We start from the raw sequence: 18,169 nt of genomic DNA, 5'->3' as shown, positions 1-18,169 counted from the left end.
ACATCTTTCCCAATGGTGGGCGGTGCTCACCCGACACAACGACAACGCTATATAGGGGACTAGGGAAATGAAAATCCTACTGCGGGTTTTGGGTGGGGGGTGTCTACTGATTGCGGTACCATTCCTAATTCTGATGGTTGCTATTTTCTTCCAGAGCAACCCCAGTGAAGAGGAACAAAGCGCGGCCTGGGGCGGCGCTTTGTTGGGGGTGCCTCCCGCCCTCCTGGGTATTACATTGCTGGTGGTGGCCAATCGGATTCAATCCCAAGCTGCCAAGGCAGAGGAAGACCCGCTGCGGCGACAGTTCTTTGAGCTGCTCGAAGCCCAGAACTATCGGATTACGGTGCTGCAATGGTCTCGGGCCGCTGGGGTATCGGGGGAGGAGGCCAAGGAATTTTTGGATGCGCGATCGCGGGAATTTGGCGCTGACTTTGAGGTGGGGGATGCGGGGCAAATCATTTACATTTTCCCGGCTTGATGCTGAAGACCGCTTTTCCGCCAGTCACATCTCCACGCTGAAGCGGTTGACAGAGCGCTATCAGCCTCACCAAAGGTAAGTAGGTGAACATAATTAAATGCTCTAACCGCCTAACCCACCTGTCTGCCAGCGTTGTAATGTTTTGCGCACGGTCTCCACAGACCAGTCAAAAAAGGCCGCTATCGTCTCAACGTAATCGCCTCGCGCATTCATCCGCACCACCTGGGCGCGGTCTTTAGCTCTCTGAGCGACGGTCGTTGCTCATTGCAGTGTCTCGTAAAGTGCGATCTTCCTCTGCCGTCAGCAAGACTCGCAGCCGCATCCCCATAACACCCCCTACCTGTCAAGATACAAGTTGCAAGCCTAAATACACCTCGATATTTTTAACACGGGCTACTTAACTGGCTAGAGACAAGGAGGACACTGTTTTCTCAACCCTGGGCTCAGTGCGAGAAACCGTCGTGAGTTGTCTCAAGGAGCGCCCCAGATATCTGACAATAACCTCACAGATATAGTCAATGTCCTCATCTAACATGTCGAAGTAAGACGGCAGATTCACCCCCTGTGCGGCCACTTCATGGGCTATGGGCGTATGGGTTTGTCCATCGGCATACATCGGCATATCTGACATCGGGTAGAAGAATGGCCGATTATCGATGCCTTTATCCTTCAAGAATGCCATAAATTGCTCTCTTTTCTGCTCGGTATACCCAAGCAGCTCTATCGTGACCATCCAGTAGGAATTTTCTATATTCTCATCCGTAAAATTAAGTCGGATGCAAGAAAGTTGTGATAAGTGGTAACGATAGCGTTCAAAAATGGCCCGCTTTCTGGCCAGCAAATGATCAATCCGTTGCAATTGGGCTAACCCCAAAGCAGCCTGAAGATTAGTGATGCGATAGTTATAGCCCACCTGATCATGCCAATAACGCTTACTCGGGCTCATAGCATGATCCCTAAGATGCTGAGCTCGCTGATAAACTGCTTTGTCATTGATCGTCAGCATTCCGCCTTCACCACAGGTCATTAACTTATTGCCATAGAAACTGAACGCCCCGCAGTGTCCTAAAGATCCAGTACGGCGACCCTTGTACTTAGCGCCATGGGCTTCCGCAGCGTCCTCAATCAAGATAAGGTCATATTCGTCTGCGATTGCCATCAGGGCATCCATATCCGCAGGATGGCCATACATATGCACGGCAATAATCGCCCTAGTATTCGGTGTAATGGCCCGCTCCACATGATAGGGATCGATGCAGAGTGTGTCCCGATCAATATCCACACAAATCGCCTTGGCACCAACATAGGAAACAGCATTGGCCGTTGCGACAAAGGTTAGATCTGGAACAATAACTTCATCGCCTGCACCGATACCATAACTGAGCAATGCCAGATGTAAGGCGGTGGTGCCGCTAGAGGTAGAAAGGGCATACCTAACGCCACAATACTGGGCAAATGTCTCCTCAAATTCCTGAATATATTTACCCTGGGAGGACACCCAACCTGAGGTAACCGCATCGGTCACATAGTCCACTTCAAGTTTTGTAATTGAGGGTTGTGAAATAGGGATGCTTTTGTTCATAGGATCAAGGGAGATTCAAGTTAAGGTTGATCAAGCTAGAGAATTTTTGGCAATTGCCATTCAACTCAGAGTTGTTAAGTCGGTGGCGAAATTCGCTCCTAGACGGTTGTAGTACGAGGGTGCGAGTTCCTCGCTCGCAGGCAAGATGCCCGCACTACGCCTAAACCCGTAAAAGCAAGCCTAAGTGTTTTCCGACAAGTCGGTCAATGAATAGATACCAGCTTTACGGAAAAAGGTTAGGGTATTTACGCAATCAATATATTTGATGGAATGGATATTGAGAAAGATTTCGTTGCGCAAGCATCCCCGTCACAGTAGGCTGGATTTCGGCTATCTCAGCCGCCAGAAGCCCGCGCTACGGAGTAGTGGCAGCCTTACTGGCAAAGCAAAGTAATGGGGGGACGGCGCGCCCTCAGAAGAATGGCTATGACAAAGACATGATTCTACGCAGACTGAGGAGATTGGGGGCTGGGTTGTAGGGTGAATTGTTGTGCAAATACCTTGGCATTTTCTCGGAGGCTGTGGCTCTCGTACCAGGTGTGGGCTGTGGTAGCAATCCCTTGAAGTTGTTCTGGGCTCATCGATGCCCGTAGGGTTTCGGGGGTAAGGTAGTGTTGGTTGAGATGTAAGCCGTCGCCTTCCGAAGGATTGTAGACCGTAGAAATAGGCAAAACACCATGGGCTGTGAAGGCAGCAAAGACTGTGGATTTCCCGAGGTCGCCGGGAAAGCGAGTGTAGTCAATCATGCCTGCGATCGCGGTTAATAGCATCTGGCTCACCACTTCAGCAGGCTGAAACCCCATTTCTATTAAGCGAATATCCCCAAAATCTTGGGCATTTAAGGCGAGAGGTCTGCCGATATCTACAATTTCCTGAATAGCTAGGTGTTTACAGATGCTCAGGAGTTTCGGCAGATGATATTTGTAGACGCGACCACGATCATTACCGCCGAAAATAACAATACGGCGCTGGCGATCGCTCAGGGGTGGAATGATGCTGGGTTCTCCAACGGTAGAGAAATCTGGGATGCAGGGAATGGAGTTGCGAGTCCATCGCGAGAGATAGGCTTGGAACTGGGCACTATCGGTAATGACCCCGTGGGCAATTTTCGTTAACCACCGTGATATGTGAATTTGCAGGGGATTGATTATCTTGAAGGTTTTGATCTTGAGAGTGGGGAGTTCATGAAACATGACTACCAAGGGAATTTGTCGCTGGTGAATTCCTTGCTCTAGTGCTTTGGGTAGCCAGAAGGGTAGATCAAGGGGACTTTTCAAATAGGGGTAGTTGCTGTAGTGCAGGATGATACCCTGGGCGGAGACGGGGAGGGTGGAGAGCAAGGCGGTGATACTGTGCTCTGCCAGACTATGAATCGGGAAACCGCTCTCTAAGGGAGTAAATTCCAGTCCTGTGGTAAAGACCAGAAAATGGGAGTAAATGCGGTGATCGGCCCAAAGTTGTTCACTAAGCCGGAGGGCATAGTCCCCCACACCATCGGTATGGGGGGGGAGCCGGGGCACAATCTGTACAATTTCCAAGGATGCTGTCGAGGGTTGGACAGGGACGGGTAAATTGGCCGGTTGGAGTGCCATTTTCTAAGAAAAACAGGGTAGGTGCTAAGTAGGACGAAAACTCATGCGAGTTATACCAAGTCCGATGAAATGACTACACAAATGTATTTCAGGAGTAGGGGCGAAAGGCTTTTTAGCTGAGATAGCTTGACAAGGCTTTGACCAAGTGGGGCAGAGCGGCTTGATTAAATAAATTGCCGGTGAGGCCCGGAATGATCTTCAATGTCACCTGGCCAGTAAGTCCGGAGTCCCAACCCTGAAGTCTGCCATAGCGCCAATTTTCTAATATTGTACTGGGTCGCAGAATTACGACTGGATCAGGGTAAGGCTGGGGGACATAGGCTTGGCGTGCGCTCCGACAGGCTTCTTCCGCCAGAGCATAGCGAACTTCATAGGGAAGATCAGGTAGTTCGGCTTCCCTTTTGGAGGAGGAAGTTGGAGATTGGGTTTGGTATTGGCTGTAGGCTTGTTGTTTTTGGCGCGCAAACTGGGCCTTTTGCTGAGCACGCTTCCACAAGGTCAGCCATTGTTGAGTAAACTGCCCCCAGCCCTGGACTCTAAGGTAGTAGTGGTAGGTTTTTTTGAACCAGAAAATGGCTCGGTCACACTGGCAATAGAGCTGAAGTAGGGGCGCAGGTAGCTTGAGTTGGGGGACGATCGCCTCAGGGGCATAGGCATCCACTAAAGTCAGCAGGGCAACTGTTTCCCCCTCGGCGCGGAGGCGTTGGGCCACTTCCACCATTACCATGCCGCCGAAACAATGGCCCGCCAGATGATAGGGGCCGTGGGGTTGTATCTGGCGAATGTCTTCCAGGGCTAGGGCCGCGATCGCCTCTACGGAATCATCCTCTAAGGGTGGACCATTCAGGTCAGGCCGTTCTAGGGCGTAGAAGGGTTGGTCGTGCCCTAACTGGCGGGCAACGTTGGCCCAGGTCAGGGCATCGGCAGCACCGCCATGGAAAAACAGGGGGGGACGGGTGCCCTGGGGTTGAATTGGCACCAGGCTGGTCCAGGTGGGGGTCCAGTCCTTTTGGCGCAGGACCTGAGCTAGGGCCTCAACGGTGGGAGCTTGGAATAGCAGGTTGGGTGGGAGATCTTGGTCAAAGCGGCTTTGAATATCGGCAAACAAGCGGATGGCGAGTAGGGAATAGCCCCCCAACTCAAAAAAGTTGTCGCGGATGCCGATGGGATGAATTCCCAGGGTGGCTTCCCATAGTTCGACCAGTTGTTGTTCCAACCCATCGCGAGGGGCGACGGGAGCAGATCGCTGCGGTTGTTCAGCTACGCGGTCAGCATCGAGGATCAGGGTACCGTTGCCATGGCGGCGACCCGTTTGCCCGGTGGGGTAGAGGGCGATCGCGCTTTGATCGGGGCTGATTGGGTAGGTCAGGGTCGATGCTGCTGTGACGGGTAATATCCCCTGCGATCGCCCCTGTTCCGTTAAATACACCTGGCCTGGAATGCCCGTGGGTAGAAACTGGTGGTGGGTATCGAGCACCACCGCCTCCGGCCAGTCTGCCAGCATTTGCTGCTGGGTAGCGGTGGACATCAGGGGTAGGCGATCGATGGGGTGATCGGGATTCGCCACAATGCCTTCCAGCAGCGCCTGAAACTGATCAATTAAGTGCTGAATCGTGATCTGGTCGAATAGGTGGGTGTTGTAGACAAAGACCAGCCTTAGCCCTTGGTCGGTCTCCCGCATGGTGAGGGACAGATCGTAGCTGGTCGTGCCGATGTACACATAGCCAAAGAGAGAACCCAGGGTAACGCCAGGTAGCTCACATTGGGAGGTGATGCCCTGATTCCCCTTCCAAGGGGGGTTGAGGGCAAAGGCAGCTTGGAACAAAGGAGCCCCCCCCCGCACCCCATCCGGGCGCAGGTCTTCCACCAAACGCTCGAAGGGCAAATCCTGATGTTGGTAGGCGGCGAGGGAAACCTGGCGCACCCGCTCTAGGATGTCGCGGAAGCTGGGCACGACTTCAGGGTGGCTGCCCTCTAGGGACGTGCGCAGAATCAACGTATTGCGGAGATAGCCCAACATGGTGTCTACCCCCGACTGTTGGCGATTGGCGATCGCAGCATTCACCACCAAGTCCGTTTGACCGCTGTAGCGATAGAGCAACACTTTGAAGGCCGCTAGCAGGGTCATAAACAAGGTTGTACCTGCCCCCTGGCTGACTTTGTTGAGCCCGTCATTTAATGCCTTGGGCAACAGACGGGCACAGCGATCGCCTTGATTAGAGGGTTGCAGTGGGCGGGGGCGATCGGTGGGCAGGGGCAGCACAGGCAGCTTTTGGCTCTGGCTCTGCCAATAGTCCAGCAACCGTTCTAGGGTTTCCCCCTGTAGCTGCTGGCGCTGCCAATGGGCAAAGTCGGCATATTGAATGGTTAAGGGCGGCAACGGGTCTGGTTGCCCCTGGGCAAAGGCGGTGTAGAGGGCCACAAACTCCTGGAAAAAGCGATCCAGAGACGTACCGTCGCAGATGATGCTGTGGAAATTCCACAAAATAATGTGGTTGTCGGCCTCCAGCACTAGCAGGTGAAACTGCACCAACGGACCTTGGGCAAGGTCGAAGGGTAACTTGGCCAATTGGTTGGCGCGGTCCTGAGCAACGGCTTCCCGATCCTCCGGGGGGACATGGGTGAGGTCGATCCATTCCAAGGGCAGGGACAAGTGAGCGGCAATACGTTGGCACACCTGCTCACCGTCGGTAACAAACGTGGTGCGCAGAATCTCATGGCGTTGCAGGATTCTGGCCAAGCTCTGCTCCAATACCGCCCGATCTAACTGGCCTGTAAACCGATAGGCCATGGGCATGTTGAAGCCGGGGCTCTGGGGATGGAGCTGGGCCAGGGACCAAAACCGTTCTTGGGTAAAGGAGAGGGGCAGGGGCTGCTGCCGATCGACCTGGGTAATAGTGGGAACCGGATCGGTCTCGGCGGCTACGGTTTTGAGGAAGGTAATGATGTCTAATTTGCGATCGCGCAGTTCCTCCATCAGCACCGGGGTCAGGGCTCCCTTGGGGGCTTTGTAGCGGAGGCGATCGCCCTCCATCCACACCTGCACCCCAGCCTGCCGCAGATCCGTCAACAGATCAGCCAGGGGACGCGGGGGCGCTGCGGTCACGGCGGTTTCCAGGTTCAGGGTATTCACAGTTCGCCCTCCTCAAAATCAGCGTCATCATCAGCGGTCATGGCCGTGGCTGGGGTGGCCGCAGCCCAACAGATGGTTTCAATGTGGCTGGCTAGGGTCGCCACAGTGGGATGTTCAAACAGGGCGGGCATCCGCAGGTTAATGGCAAACACCTGCTGCAACTGCACCACAATCTGCACCGCCAGCAGGGAGTGACCGCCGAGATCAAAAAAGTTGTCGTGGCGGCCTACCGCGTTGACACCCAATACATCACACCAAATGGCGGCAACTTGCTGTTCTGTCTCGGTTTCCGGCACCGCGAAACGGGTCTGGGCATTGGCATCCTTTTCTGGGCGAGGCAGTTGTTTCCGATCTACCTTGCCGTTCGGCGTCAGGGGTAAAGCTTCTAAGGTCACCACTGCGGACGGCATCATGTATTCGGGCAGGCTTGCCTTCAAAAAGGCGCGGAGGTCACTGAGGGGCAACCCAGCATTATCGTCGGTCACAACGTAGGCGACTAAACGCTGATCACCTAGACTATCTTCCCGAGCAATGACAACGGACTGTTGAACCCCTGGATATTGATTGATAGCGGCTTCGACTTCCCCAGGTTCAATGCGAAACCCCCTGAGGTTGATTTGGTGATCACACCGCCCCAGAAATTCCAGGTTGCCATCCATTAACCATCGCACTCGATCACCGGTGCGATAGAGCTTTTCAGAGGATCCAGCGAGGGGATGATTGACAAATCTTTCTGCACTTAATTCAGGTCTTTGGTGATATCCAGCAGCAACACCAGGGCCGCCAATAAAGAGCTCTCCTGGCACCCCAATGGGACAACATGCTTGAACAGCATCTAAAACATAGAGCTGAACATTTTGAATGGGTCTGCCAATGGGTACCACCGGATGATTTTGAGGAATCTCCTCTAAGCTTGCAATGGCGTAGCTTGAGCAGGCAATAACGGTTTCTGTTGGCCCATATTGGTTAAAGAAGCTGGCCTGTGGCAACAGCGTTTGCTTCCAGATGAGGGCAAGATCGGTTCTAAGTTGCTCGCCTCCCATTACAACTAGGTGCGGAATCTGACTAATTTCACGTTGCCCGACTAACCCCAGAATGGTTTCTGCGTGAGCTGGGGTAATTTTGAAAACCCAGGGTTGCGTTTCGGTGCGAAGAGCTTGAATGAGGGTGTCTATCTCATGCTGTCCTGCCGGTAGCAGGGATGTCGTTTTTCCTGCGTACAGTGGCCCCAGCAATGTCGTCAGGGTTCCGTCAAAGGCCAACGATGAGCTGACAATTCCGCCTAGGGTTTGGGTGTAATAACGCTGGCTGGCATAGGCTAAATAGTTGGCTAGGCCGCGATGGGTGATGTTGGCGGCTTTAGGCTTTCCCGTGGAGCCGGAGGTGTACATGACATAGGCCAAAGAACTGGCTGTCATGGTCGTTTCTAAATTGTGGGGGGGATACGATGACAACTCAGTCCAGTCAGGGTCGAGTTCCAATCGACGTAGGGAGGAACTGAAGATATTGTCTTGCCCATGGGCGGGCACCAAGAGCAGATCAACCCCGGCATCCGTCAGCATGTATTGCTGACGTTCAGGGGGATAGTCTGGGTCGATGGGGACATAGGCTGCACCCGCTTTGAGAATGCCTAAAATGCCCATCACCATCTGGGGGGAGCGCGGTATGCAGATGCCCACGAGACTGCCGATACCAATGCCCAAAGATTGCAAATGGTGGGCAAGTTGATTAGACCGGGCATTCACCTCGCCATAGGTCCAGGTTTGGCCTTCCCCAACCATGGCTAGGGCTGTCGGCGTTTGACTAGCCCATTGCTCAAACTTTTGATGAATCGGCAGATCTATCGCCTTGGGGTCACCTTGCTGATGCCACTGATTGAGTAAGGTTTGCTCTGACTCAGGGAGTAACGGTAGCTGGGCGATCTCCCGTTGCGGGTTCTGAACCATGCCCCGCAATAGGGTTTCCAGTTCTGCCAGACGGCGCTGAATCGTGTCCCGCTGGAACAGGTTGCTGTTGTACTGGCACTCTAGGGTGACTTTGCCCTGGGCTTCTGTCGCGTTGATGAAAAACTCAAAGTTTTCAAAGGTACGGGGGTTGGAGGCAAGGGAAGCGTCGAGCCCCTCAAAACGCAATTGCTGGGGATCCAGCGCTTGATCCAGGTTGAAGGTAACGGAGACCAAGGGAATACGGCTGGCATCCCGAGGCAGCGCCAAGCGCCGCACCAAACTGCCAAAGGTAAACTGCTGGTGATCGTAGGCATCCAACAGGGCTGACCGCCGCCGTTGCAGGTAGGTTTGAACAGGCTGCTGGGGATCAATCTGGCTACGGATCGGCAGCAAGTTTACGCAGTGGCCCACCAGATGGTAAAGCCCTTGCGCCGCTTGCCCTGCGGCGGAAATTCCCACCGTTAGGTCCGCCTGCCCAGTCAGGCGATAGAGAAAAACCTCAAACCCCGCCAGCAGCGTGGTCATGAAACTACAGCCATTGGCTTTGCCCAACTGTTTCAGTTGGCTAACCAGTTCCCCATCCAGTTGCCAATCTTCGCGGGTGGAGTCAAAGGTGCGCAGGGGTGGGCGGGGGGCATCGGTGGGGAAGTCCACCACGGGTACCGAGTTCGCAAACTGATCCAGCCAATATTGCTCAATGGCAGCGGTTTCAGCGCTCTGGGCAGCGGCCTCTAGTTGTAGGGCGTACTGGCTAAAGGGCTCTGGCTCCGGCAGGTCAGCGGTTTGCCCTTGGCTGAGGGCGCTGTAGAGTTGTCCCAACTCCGGTACCATCACCCCCCAGGACCAGCCATCGCAAACGATGTGGTGGGCGGTCAAAATCACCTGGTGCAGGGCGGGCTCTAGGCACAAGATTTCCGCCCGAAACAGGGGGCCATGCTCTAAGTCAAAAGGGGTGGAAACCGCTGCGTGCAAGCAGTGATCGACCTTGGTTTGCTGCTCAGTAGGGGATAGGGTGGACCAGTCCCGCAGGGGCACCGTCAGGGCTTGCTGGACCTGGGTGCAAAGGGTGGTGCCGTCGGGACTGAGGGTGGTGCGGAGGGCTTCATGGCGATCCACTAGGGCCTGAAGGGCTGCTTGCAAAGCGTCCACATTCAACTGCCCCCGCAGGGTCAGGGTTTGGGATTCGTTGTAGGCGCAGTTAGCCTCATCCCCCATCTGCACCGAGGCCCAAATTTCCCGTTGGGACTCGGTGGCGGCGGCGGTATTAACCAGTTCCCCCTCGGCAAAGGGGTCAAAGTCAACGGCCACATAGTTGGCATTTAACGGGTTCGGAGACAGCACCATAACAACCTCAGGACGACAATCAGCGATCGCACACATCAATTCGTTGAAGCCAGACGCTGGCTACAGGTTTCAGCCACTACCGGAATGCCCATCAGGCATCCCCTCGACGAAAGTAAAAACTGTGGTAACCATTCACAAAGCGCTGGGGGTGAAAAGGAATCACACAGATTCGATCATTTTTCCAACTCTCGACCAGTTCATAACCCAGCGCCTCCAGATCACCGATGAACCGATCACGATTTTGAATCTTATAGGGGCAAATTGCGGCCAACTTATAGGGTCTTTTAGAGGCCAAAATACTTTGCAGAGTGAAATATTCTGGCCCGTCATAAAAAGGGACGCGGGCGATAAACAAATGCCTTGGTTTCTCCCCTAGAGGCGCAATTATTTCCGCTAAAGAGGGTTGGATGTATTGGAGTGCTCCGCAGGTAATGAACACATCTGCACCATCCGCCGCCTCTGGCTGGGTGGTAAATGAAAGGTTGGTCGCCCCTTTTTCCTGAGCGAATTGGGTGCCCGCCGCTACGGCGCTGGATACTTCACCCACCTGCCATTGCAGGTGGGGTGGATACTGCACATGGTTCTGATAGGTGTAGTATCCCTGGCCAATGCTGCCCCCTAGATCAAAGACCCGCTGACTCTCGGCTAAGGCACGGTTGAGGTGGGGCAACAGGGGGCGATCGCTGGGGTTAAGTTGATTGAACGTCTGCCTTCGGGATTTGTGGGCTAACGCTGTGTCATAACCTGTTTTGGCAGATTGAGGGATCGCCTTTTCGGCTGCCTCAAAGGTGGTAAAAATATCCCGAAATCCATTAGCGATGCGCGGGAAACAGAAATAGCCGTACGCATCTCGAATAGCGGGTAGGGCTAAGAATTGTCCTAACAGTTGCCGCACTTTGAGCTTGGTTGTGGAGCCGATGGCAGTGGCAGTCATGATACGGCCCCCACTTGCAGATATTTACCAGGGCGATCGAGGTCGGGAATGTACCAGGCGGGGTTGCCTTGGGGATCTTTGCCCAGGCGGGCACCCGGTTGAGGCGGGCGATTACGGTCTACCGTCCCATTGCCAACCAATCCCTGATCAGCGCTGGGGATGGACCCACTGAGGAACCCGGCGATTTGCAGTTCCGCCACGCTGTCCTTAAAGGCGCGGATGACAAACTCAATGTCGGCCTCCGTGTGGGCCAGGGTAAAGAAGCAGGGGCGGTGCTCCCACACATGCACCCCCTTCTCCCGCAGCAGATAGAACAGCAAGCCACCGTAGGGTTCGCCCTCGTCATACTTCACATAGAACATGGAGGTGAAATGGGCAATCTTGACGGGGGCCTGTACCCGCTGGAAGTGGTCGTTGAGGTGATTAGCGAACCGAGTGACCTTATCCGCCAGCGATCGCTGGGCTTCCGGTCCCAATGCCTTGAGCTTCGTTAGCACCGCTTCCGCTGCTGCGAGGGCCATGGGGTGACGCACAAAGGTGCCGGCAAAGAACGTGACCCCCACTTCCGGGATGGAATCATCGCCAAACTGCCAGAAGCCCCCATCCAGGGCATCCATATATTCAGCCTTGCCCGCCACCACGCCAATGGGCAGACCGCCGCCGATGATCTTGCCGTAGGTGGCCAAGTCCGCCCGAATGTCGAAGTAGGCTTGGGCACCACCGGGATGCACCCGGAACCCCGTCACCACTTCGTCGAAGATGAAAGCCGTGCCCGACTGTTCCGTCAGTCGCCGCAGGTCTTGCAGAAATTCCTGGGGCTGCAAATCGGGGCGGCGGCTCTGGACCGGCTCCACCAAAATGGCGGCTAGGTCATCGGCCTGACTCCGCAGCACCTCTAGGGATTCCGGGGTGCCGTAGTCCAGCATCAGCACGTTTTCCACCGCTGATGCCATAATCCCCGGTGCCGCTGGGAAGGATCGGTGGTTTGGCCCACCCCGCACAATCACCTCATCAAAGGTGCCGTGGTAGCCGCCATTAAAGATGGCCACTCGATTGCGCCCCGTCACCGTACGGGAAAGGCGCAGGGCCGCCATCACCGCCTCGGACCCGGTGTTGCAAAAGGCCACCCGCTCCATGCCCGTGAACTCGCTCACCATCTGGGCCACCCGGCCCGCCAGGGGCGTTTGGGGACCAATTTCAATGCCCCGCTCCATCTGGGCCATGACTGCCTGCTGGACAAAATCTGGGGACCAACCAAAGAAGTTGAGGCCAAAACCGTTGGTCAAATCCACATACTCGTTACCGTCCACATCCCACAGTTTGGACCCCGTCGAGCGATCGGTGGCAATGGGGTAGACCATCTCCTTCAGGAGGGGACTAAAGCCAGACACCGTGCGGGGATCCGCCAGGGCACGGCGGTGGGCTTGAGCCTGCTGCTTAGAGGTTTGGGTGCGGGTGGTGTAGCGGGCAATGAAGCGATCCAGGGCCGCCCGCTGCTCCGCCGAGAGATCGGTGGATTTGCTTTTCTCGATGCGGGCACCGGGGCCATGGATTTTCTTGGGTGCCACGGCCTCCGCCGGGGGGGCGGACGGAGGCACAACTGGAGACGCGCTAGGGGCAGGGGTGCCGTTTGCGGCTGGCACCACCGTCATTGGAGCCGCCGGAGCCGTAACGGAGCCAGCGGGGCCTGGGGCACCCTGACCCAGCAGGGCCAATTGCTGCTGCATGATCTGCAACTGCTGGGCCACCAGGGCCTGGACAGCATCTGAGGGGGGCGGGGTGGAGGTCATGGGGATGAAATTCCCATAGTGGTGGCCATTGCCATTGCCGTTGTGGCCGTTGCTGGGGGCGGTCGGCGGGGCCATGGGCTGGGGTGAGGTTGGGGCGGCGGCGACGGGCGCGACGGGGGCAAAGACCTCCGCTGGCAACACGCTATCCAGATGGGTCGCGAGGGTGTCCAGGGTGGGAAAATCCTCTAGCAACTGGCGGAAGGTGATTTTCACCCCAACTTTTTTCTTGAGGGCAATGCCCACCTGGGTCAGGGATAGGGAGTCGAGGCCCAGGTCCAGGAAGGTCAAGGTGGGATCGGCCCCGGCCAGGGCCAGACCAGAACTTTCCTCCAAGACCTCGTGGATGGCGGTGAAGATTTGGGGCTTACGGCTTTGGGTCATGGCAGAAGTGGGGTGGGAAAGTTTTGAATTTTGAATTTTGAATTTTGAATTCTCCGGCGGTGATCCATGCAGGGGATTTTCCCGGTCAACATCTACCGCTGGCAGCGGATCAATCCAGTAGCGCTGACGCTCGAAGGGATAGGTAGGTAGGGGCAGGCGATCGCGCCGTTCCTGGTGATATACCTGCCCCCAGTCGATGGCGACCCCGGCGGCCCAGAGGCGACCCACGGCTCCCCAGAGGGCCTGCCATTCCGCCCCATCCTCAGCGGTGGTACCCAGGGAAGACAGGGCCAGTTGCTGCTGGGGGTTCTGAATTTGGCGGCGGGCCAGGGTGGCGGCGGTGGTGCGAGGCCCCACCTCCAGCAGGATGCGATCGGGCTGCTGCCAGAGGGTGGCAATGCCATCGGCAAAGCGCACGGTGGCGAGGGAATGATCGGCCCAGTAGGCGGGGTCTGTGGCCTGGTCGGCGGTGAGCCAATCCCCAGTCACAGTGGAGACGATGGGGATTTGGGGCGCGGCCAGGGGCACCCCCTGCAACAACTCCAGTAGGGGCTGCCGCACCGGGGCCATCATCGGGGAATGGAAGGCGTGGGAGGTGTGGAGGGCACGGCAGGGAATGTCCGCCGCCTCTAACCGCTGCTGGCAGGCGGCGATCGCCCCGTAGGGACCCGAGATGACGCAGAGGCCGGGGGCGTTGATGGCGGCGATCGCCACCCCATCCTCTAAATAGGGCTCCACCGCCGTTGCCTCCGCCCGCACCGACAGCATCGCCCCCGTGGGGAGGGCATCCATCAACTGTCCCCGCAGGGCCACCAGCGTCAGGGCCGCCTCTAGGGGCAGGACTCCGGCCAAACAGGCGGCGACAAATTCCCCAATGCTGTGGCCAATTAGGGCGCTGGGCTGCACTCCCCAGCTTTGCCACAGGCGGGCCAGGGCATAGGTCACCGCAAACAGGGCGGGCTGGGTCCAGCGGGTCTGGGTCAACTGCTCGGTGGCGGCGGCTTCATCCTGTTGGGGGTAAACCAGGGTGCGGATGTCCCGCTCCACCACGGGCAGCAGTAGCGCTGCGCAGGTGTCGAGGGCCTCTTGGAACACGGGCTCATGGGCGTAAAGATTCGCCCCCATGTGGAGGTACTGGGAGCCCTGACCGGGGAACATGAACACCACCTGCCGGGAAGCGCGATCGCCCTGGCGACCCCCGCTGTGGTTGGGGTCCGGCTGGGCCAAGGCGGCTGCCGCCTCCCCTTGGCGACACACCCACCAGCGTCGATGGCCATAGACCCGCCGTCCCCGTTGCAGGGTATAGGCCACATCCGCCAGGGACAGATCGGGGTGGGCGGTCAAATGGGCTTGCAGGTTGCGACTGGCCTGATCCAACGCCGTCGGGGTTTTCGCTGACAGCAGCAGCAGGTGGTAGGGGCGGGCGGGGCTGGTGCAGACCGGGACCGGGGCTTCCTCTAGCACCACATGGGCATTGGTGCCCCCCACCCCAAAGGAACTCACCCCTGCCCGTCGGGGCCGATCGCCTTGGGGCCAGTCCGTTGCCTGGGCCTGCACATAAAAGGGGCTGTTGGCAAAGTCGATGTGGGGGTTGGGGCGGTGGAAATGGAGGCTGGCGGGGAGTCGGCGATGGTATAGGGCCAGGGCGGTTTTAATCAGCCCCGTCACCCCAGCAGCGGCCACCAGATGCCCCACATTGCTTTTCACCGACCCAATGGCGCAGAACTGCTTGGCCTCCGTCTGACGGCGGAAGGCTTGGGTCAGGGCTTCAACTTCAATCGGATCCCCCAGGGGGGTAGCGGTGCCGTGGGTTTCCACATAGCCAATAGTGTCTGGCACAAACCCTGCCTCGGCCTGGGCGGCGGCGATCGCCTTAGCCTGGCCGCTGACGCTGGGGGCGGTGAAGCTGACCTTATCAGCCCCGTCGTTATTAACGCCCGTGCCATGGATAACGGCGTAGATGCGATCGCCCTCGCGCTGGGCATCGGATAGCCGCTTCAGCACCACCACCGCCGCCCCATCATTAAACAGCGTGCCCTGGGCATCGGCGTCAAAGGGGCGACAGTGGCCGTTGCCGGAGAGCATACTGCCCTCCTGGTAGAGGTGGCCGCTGGCCTGGGGGGTGGTGATGGAAATTCCCCCCGCTAGGGCGATGTCACATTGGCGATCGCGCAGTCCCTGAAAGGCTTGAATCACCGCCACTAGGGAGGTGGAACAGGCGGTATTGACGCTCACCACCGGGCCTTGCAGGTTGAGTTTGTAGGCGGCGCGGGTGGTGACAAAGTCCTTCTCATTGGCCAACATCACCTGAAAGTCCCCCAGGCGACGGATCACCTCCGGGCGACCACAGAGGTGGCGGGCAAAGTAGGTGTTGTGACCCGACCCGGCATAGAGGCCGATAGTGGTGTCAGGCGTGTCGGGGCTATACCCGGCATTTTCCAGGGCTGCATAGACCACCTCCAGAAATACCCGCGCCTGGGGATCCATCACCTCTGCCTCCCGAGGGGAGATGCCGAAGAAGGCCGCGTCAAACTGGTCGGCGTTGTCCACAATGCCCCGCACAGGCACATAGTTGGGGTCCTGGCGCAGGTCGGCGGGGATGCTGGGGTCCAACTGATCCAGGCTAAAGACGGTGTGGGACTCGACGCCATCGCAGAGGTTCTGCCAAAAGCGATCGACGGAATCAGCGCCCGGAAAGCGGCCCGCCATGCCCACAATGGCGATGCCCTCTTGGCTGGGGACAGCAGCCACGGTGGGGGCAGCCAGCGCCGCCGGTTCCCCCGCCGCCAAATACCTAGCCAAAGCAGCAACGGTGGGATGCTCGTACAGTTTGACCACCCGAAAATCAGGGCTGATGTGCTGCTGAATCCGGAGGGCCACCTGCATCCCCAGCAGGGAGGTACCGCCGATGTCAAAAAAGTTGTCCTGGGTGCCGACGGTGGCCACCCCTAGCACCCCTGCCCAAATTGCCCCCAGGGTTTCCTCCAGTTCAGTTTGAGGGGGGTTACTAGGGACGCTGGCAGGGATCGGGGTTTCTGGGGGGATGGGCAGGGCGCGGCGATCGGCTTTGCCGTTGGGGGTGAGGGGCATCTGGTCCAACACAACGATCGCCTCCGGCACCATGTAGGCGGCGAGGCAATCGCGCAGTGCCGCCTTTAGCTTTGCCGGGTCCAGGGTTGCGGCATTATCCGCCGTCACATAGGCCACCAGGCGCTTGCGGCCAGGGGTGTCTTCCCGCAACACCACCAGGGCGGTGTGGACGCGCTGGTGCGCCATCAGGGCCGCCTCAATTTCCCCCAGTTCAATGCGGAAGCCCCGCAGTTTCACCTGGTTGTCTTGGCGACCGATAAACTCAATCGCCCCATCGGGTCGCTGCTGCACCACATCCCCGGTGCGATACAGCCGCGCCTGGGGATCGGCGGCGAATGGATTAGGAATAAAGCGATCGGCGGTCTTCTCCGGCAAGTTCAAATAGCCCTGGGCGAGGCCATCGCCGCCGATGTAGAGTTCCCCTGGCTGCCCAGGGGCGACGGGCTGCTGCTGCGCGTCTAGGATGTACACCTGGGTGCGGTTGATGGGGTAGCCGATGGGGATGTTGGTGCAGTCCGCAGGCAAGGGTCGAGGAATGCGGTAGCAGCAGGTGAAGGTGGTGCTTTCTGTGGGGCCGTAGCCGTTGATCAGTTGGGTATTGGGCAACCGTTCCTGGGCGCGGCGAATGTGGGGCACCGACAGGGCTTCCCCCCCCGTGAGTAATTCCTGCACCGGGGCCAGCACCTCCGGGGCCTCCATGATCAGGGTGTTGAACAGGCTGGCGGTGAGCCAGAGGGTGGTGACGCCATGGTCCCGCAGCACCCATTCCAGATCGCGGGGATCGGGTAGACCACTGCCGGGGAACAGGACGCAACGCCCGCCATTCAACAACGGCCCCCACAGTTCCAACGTGGCCGCATCAAAGGAGATAGGGGCCAGTTGCAGCAATACGCGATCGCAATCCAGCGGCGTGTAGTCTGCCCCCAACACCAGCCGTAGCACCCCTCGATGGGGCACCGCTACGCCTTTGGGCCGCCCAGTGGAGCCGGAGGTGTAATTGACGTAGGCCAGAGCATCCTCAGGTACGAAAACCGTTGTGAACTCGGTATCTGGGTGCCTATCGACCCCCCAACCCGCCTCTAGGTACATCACCGTAGCAGCACTGGCAGGTAGCCTAGCGGCAAGGGATGCCTGGGTGAGAATGACCGGAGCCTGCACATCTGCCAGCATGAAGGCCAGCCGATCCTGGGGATAGGCGGGGTCCAGAGGCACATATACTCCGCCAGCTTTCAGAATCCCTAGAACTGCGACGATCATCTCTAGGGAACGGTCTAAACAAAACGCAACAAAATCCCCAGGCTTAATACCCAGAGATTGCAGATCACAGGCTAATTTACTACTGCGAAGATTTAATTCTTGATACGTTAGGGTGTGGGGCGACGGCGAATTTTTAGCGGGTAGAATAACCGCGATCGCATCAGGTGTTTTCTGGGCTTGGATCTCGAAGGTTCTATGAATACAGCTACTTATGGAGCACTTGGGGTTGGTTTGCTCCCATTCTGGCGATGACCAGTGCTGCTCTGATTCTGATAGCTGTTGCGTTTGGCCAATCAGTTCAGCCATCTTATGTCCTCAAGCACCCTATTGCTCAAAGAACCTACAGACTATTTTGAGTATTTAGCCGCAGTTCTTATTCAGCTAAACTAGAGCCTAGGGATTGAGGTGAGCAAGAATTTGTCCGTACCTTCACTTAATCTTTATCGATAGTGCGGTGTAGCTTTATGCAACAGATAAACTCTGACACCGATAAATTCAGTAGTAATGCGGAATCATTATGAAATCGAAAACAAGAAGGTCTTCAGCAATCAAATAGGATTACTATTTGCTATCCGTCGATATTGCCTCGTCCCCTCTGCTGCAAGCTAGACTTCGCCACAGGCAGCAGAACCTCCATCACAG

General features: G+C 57.2%; 7 protein-coding genes and 1 pseudogene. 1 reads left to right on the top strand and 7 read right to left on the bottom strand.

Annotated features, from left to right (window positions below; genetic code table 11):
* Positions 1 to 67: 67 nt before the first annotated feature.
* On the top strand, positions 68 to 478 hold the full coding sequence (locus LEP6406_RS30360) for a hypothetical protein (protein ID WP_008315097.1): 411 nt from the start codon (positions 68 to 70) through the stop codon (positions 476 to 478).
* Positions 479 to 580: 102 nt separating this feature from the next.
* On the opposite strand, the pseudogene LEP6406_RS35665 reads toward LEP6406_RS30360, so the two are convergent.
* The 7 genes and pseudogenes from LEP6406_RS35665 to LEP6406_RS28200 all read right to left on the bottom strand — a co-directional run.
* Positions 581 to 712: pseudogene (locus LEP6406_RS35665) on the bottom strand (helix-turn-helix domain-containing protein); the annotation flags it as partial.
* Between the two features lie 163 nt (positions 713 to 875).
* Positions 876 to 2,060 (bottom strand): DegT/DnrJ/EryC1/StrS family aminotransferase, encoded by a 1,185-nt coding sequence (locus tag LEP6406_RS28210; protein WP_008315092.1) that lies wholly within the window; start codon positions 2,058 to 2,060, stop codon positions 876 to 878.
* A gap of 443 nt (positions 2,061 to 2,503) precedes the next feature.
* Complete coding sequence (locus tag LEP6406_RS0214430; RefSeq protein ID WP_008315091.1) at positions 2,504 to 3,652, bottom strand: hypothetical protein; 1,149 nt, start codon at positions 3,650 to 3,652, stop codon at positions 2,504 to 2,506.
* 112 nt (positions 3,653 to 3,764) lie between these two features.
* Positions 3,765 to 6,785, bottom strand: coding sequence for an alpha/beta fold hydrolase (locus LEP6406_RS30355; RefSeq protein ID WP_008315088.1), 3,021 nt, complete (start codon positions 6,783 to 6,785; stop codon positions 3,765 to 3,767).
* A complete protein-coding gene (locus LEP6406_RS0214420; RefSeq protein ID WP_008315086.1) occupies positions 6,782 to 10,075 on the bottom strand; it encodes a non-ribosomal peptide synthetase in 3,294 nt (1,097 codons plus the stop codon). The genes LEP6406_RS30355 and LEP6406_RS0214420 overlap by 4 nt, the downstream gene beginning before the upstream one ends.
* Positions 10,076 to 10,166: 91 nt before the next feature.
* Positions 10,167 to 11,009 (bottom strand): methyltransferase, TIGR04325 family, encoded by an 843-nt coding sequence (locus LEP6406_RS0214415; RefSeq protein WP_008315083.1) that lies wholly within the window; start codon positions 11,007 to 11,009, stop codon positions 10,167 to 10,169.
* Entirely contained in the window at positions 11,006 to 17,833 is a 6,828-nt protein-coding gene (locus LEP6406_RS28200; RefSeq protein WP_008315081.1) for a type I polyketide synthase, read from the bottom strand. Before LEP6406_RS28200 ends, LEP6406_RS0214415 begins: the two co-directional genes overlap by 4 nt.
* Positions 17,834 to 18,169 lie beyond the last annotated feature (336 nt).

It is taken from the genome of Leptolyngbya sp. PCC 6406, assembly GCF_000332095.2.
GTDB lineage: Bacteria > Cyanobacteriota > Cyanobacteriia > Phormidesmidales > Phormidesmidaceae > PCC-6406.
The sequence above is the reverse complement of the archived record's forward strand: the minus strand, read 5'-3'. Positions and strand labels throughout refer to the sequence as shown.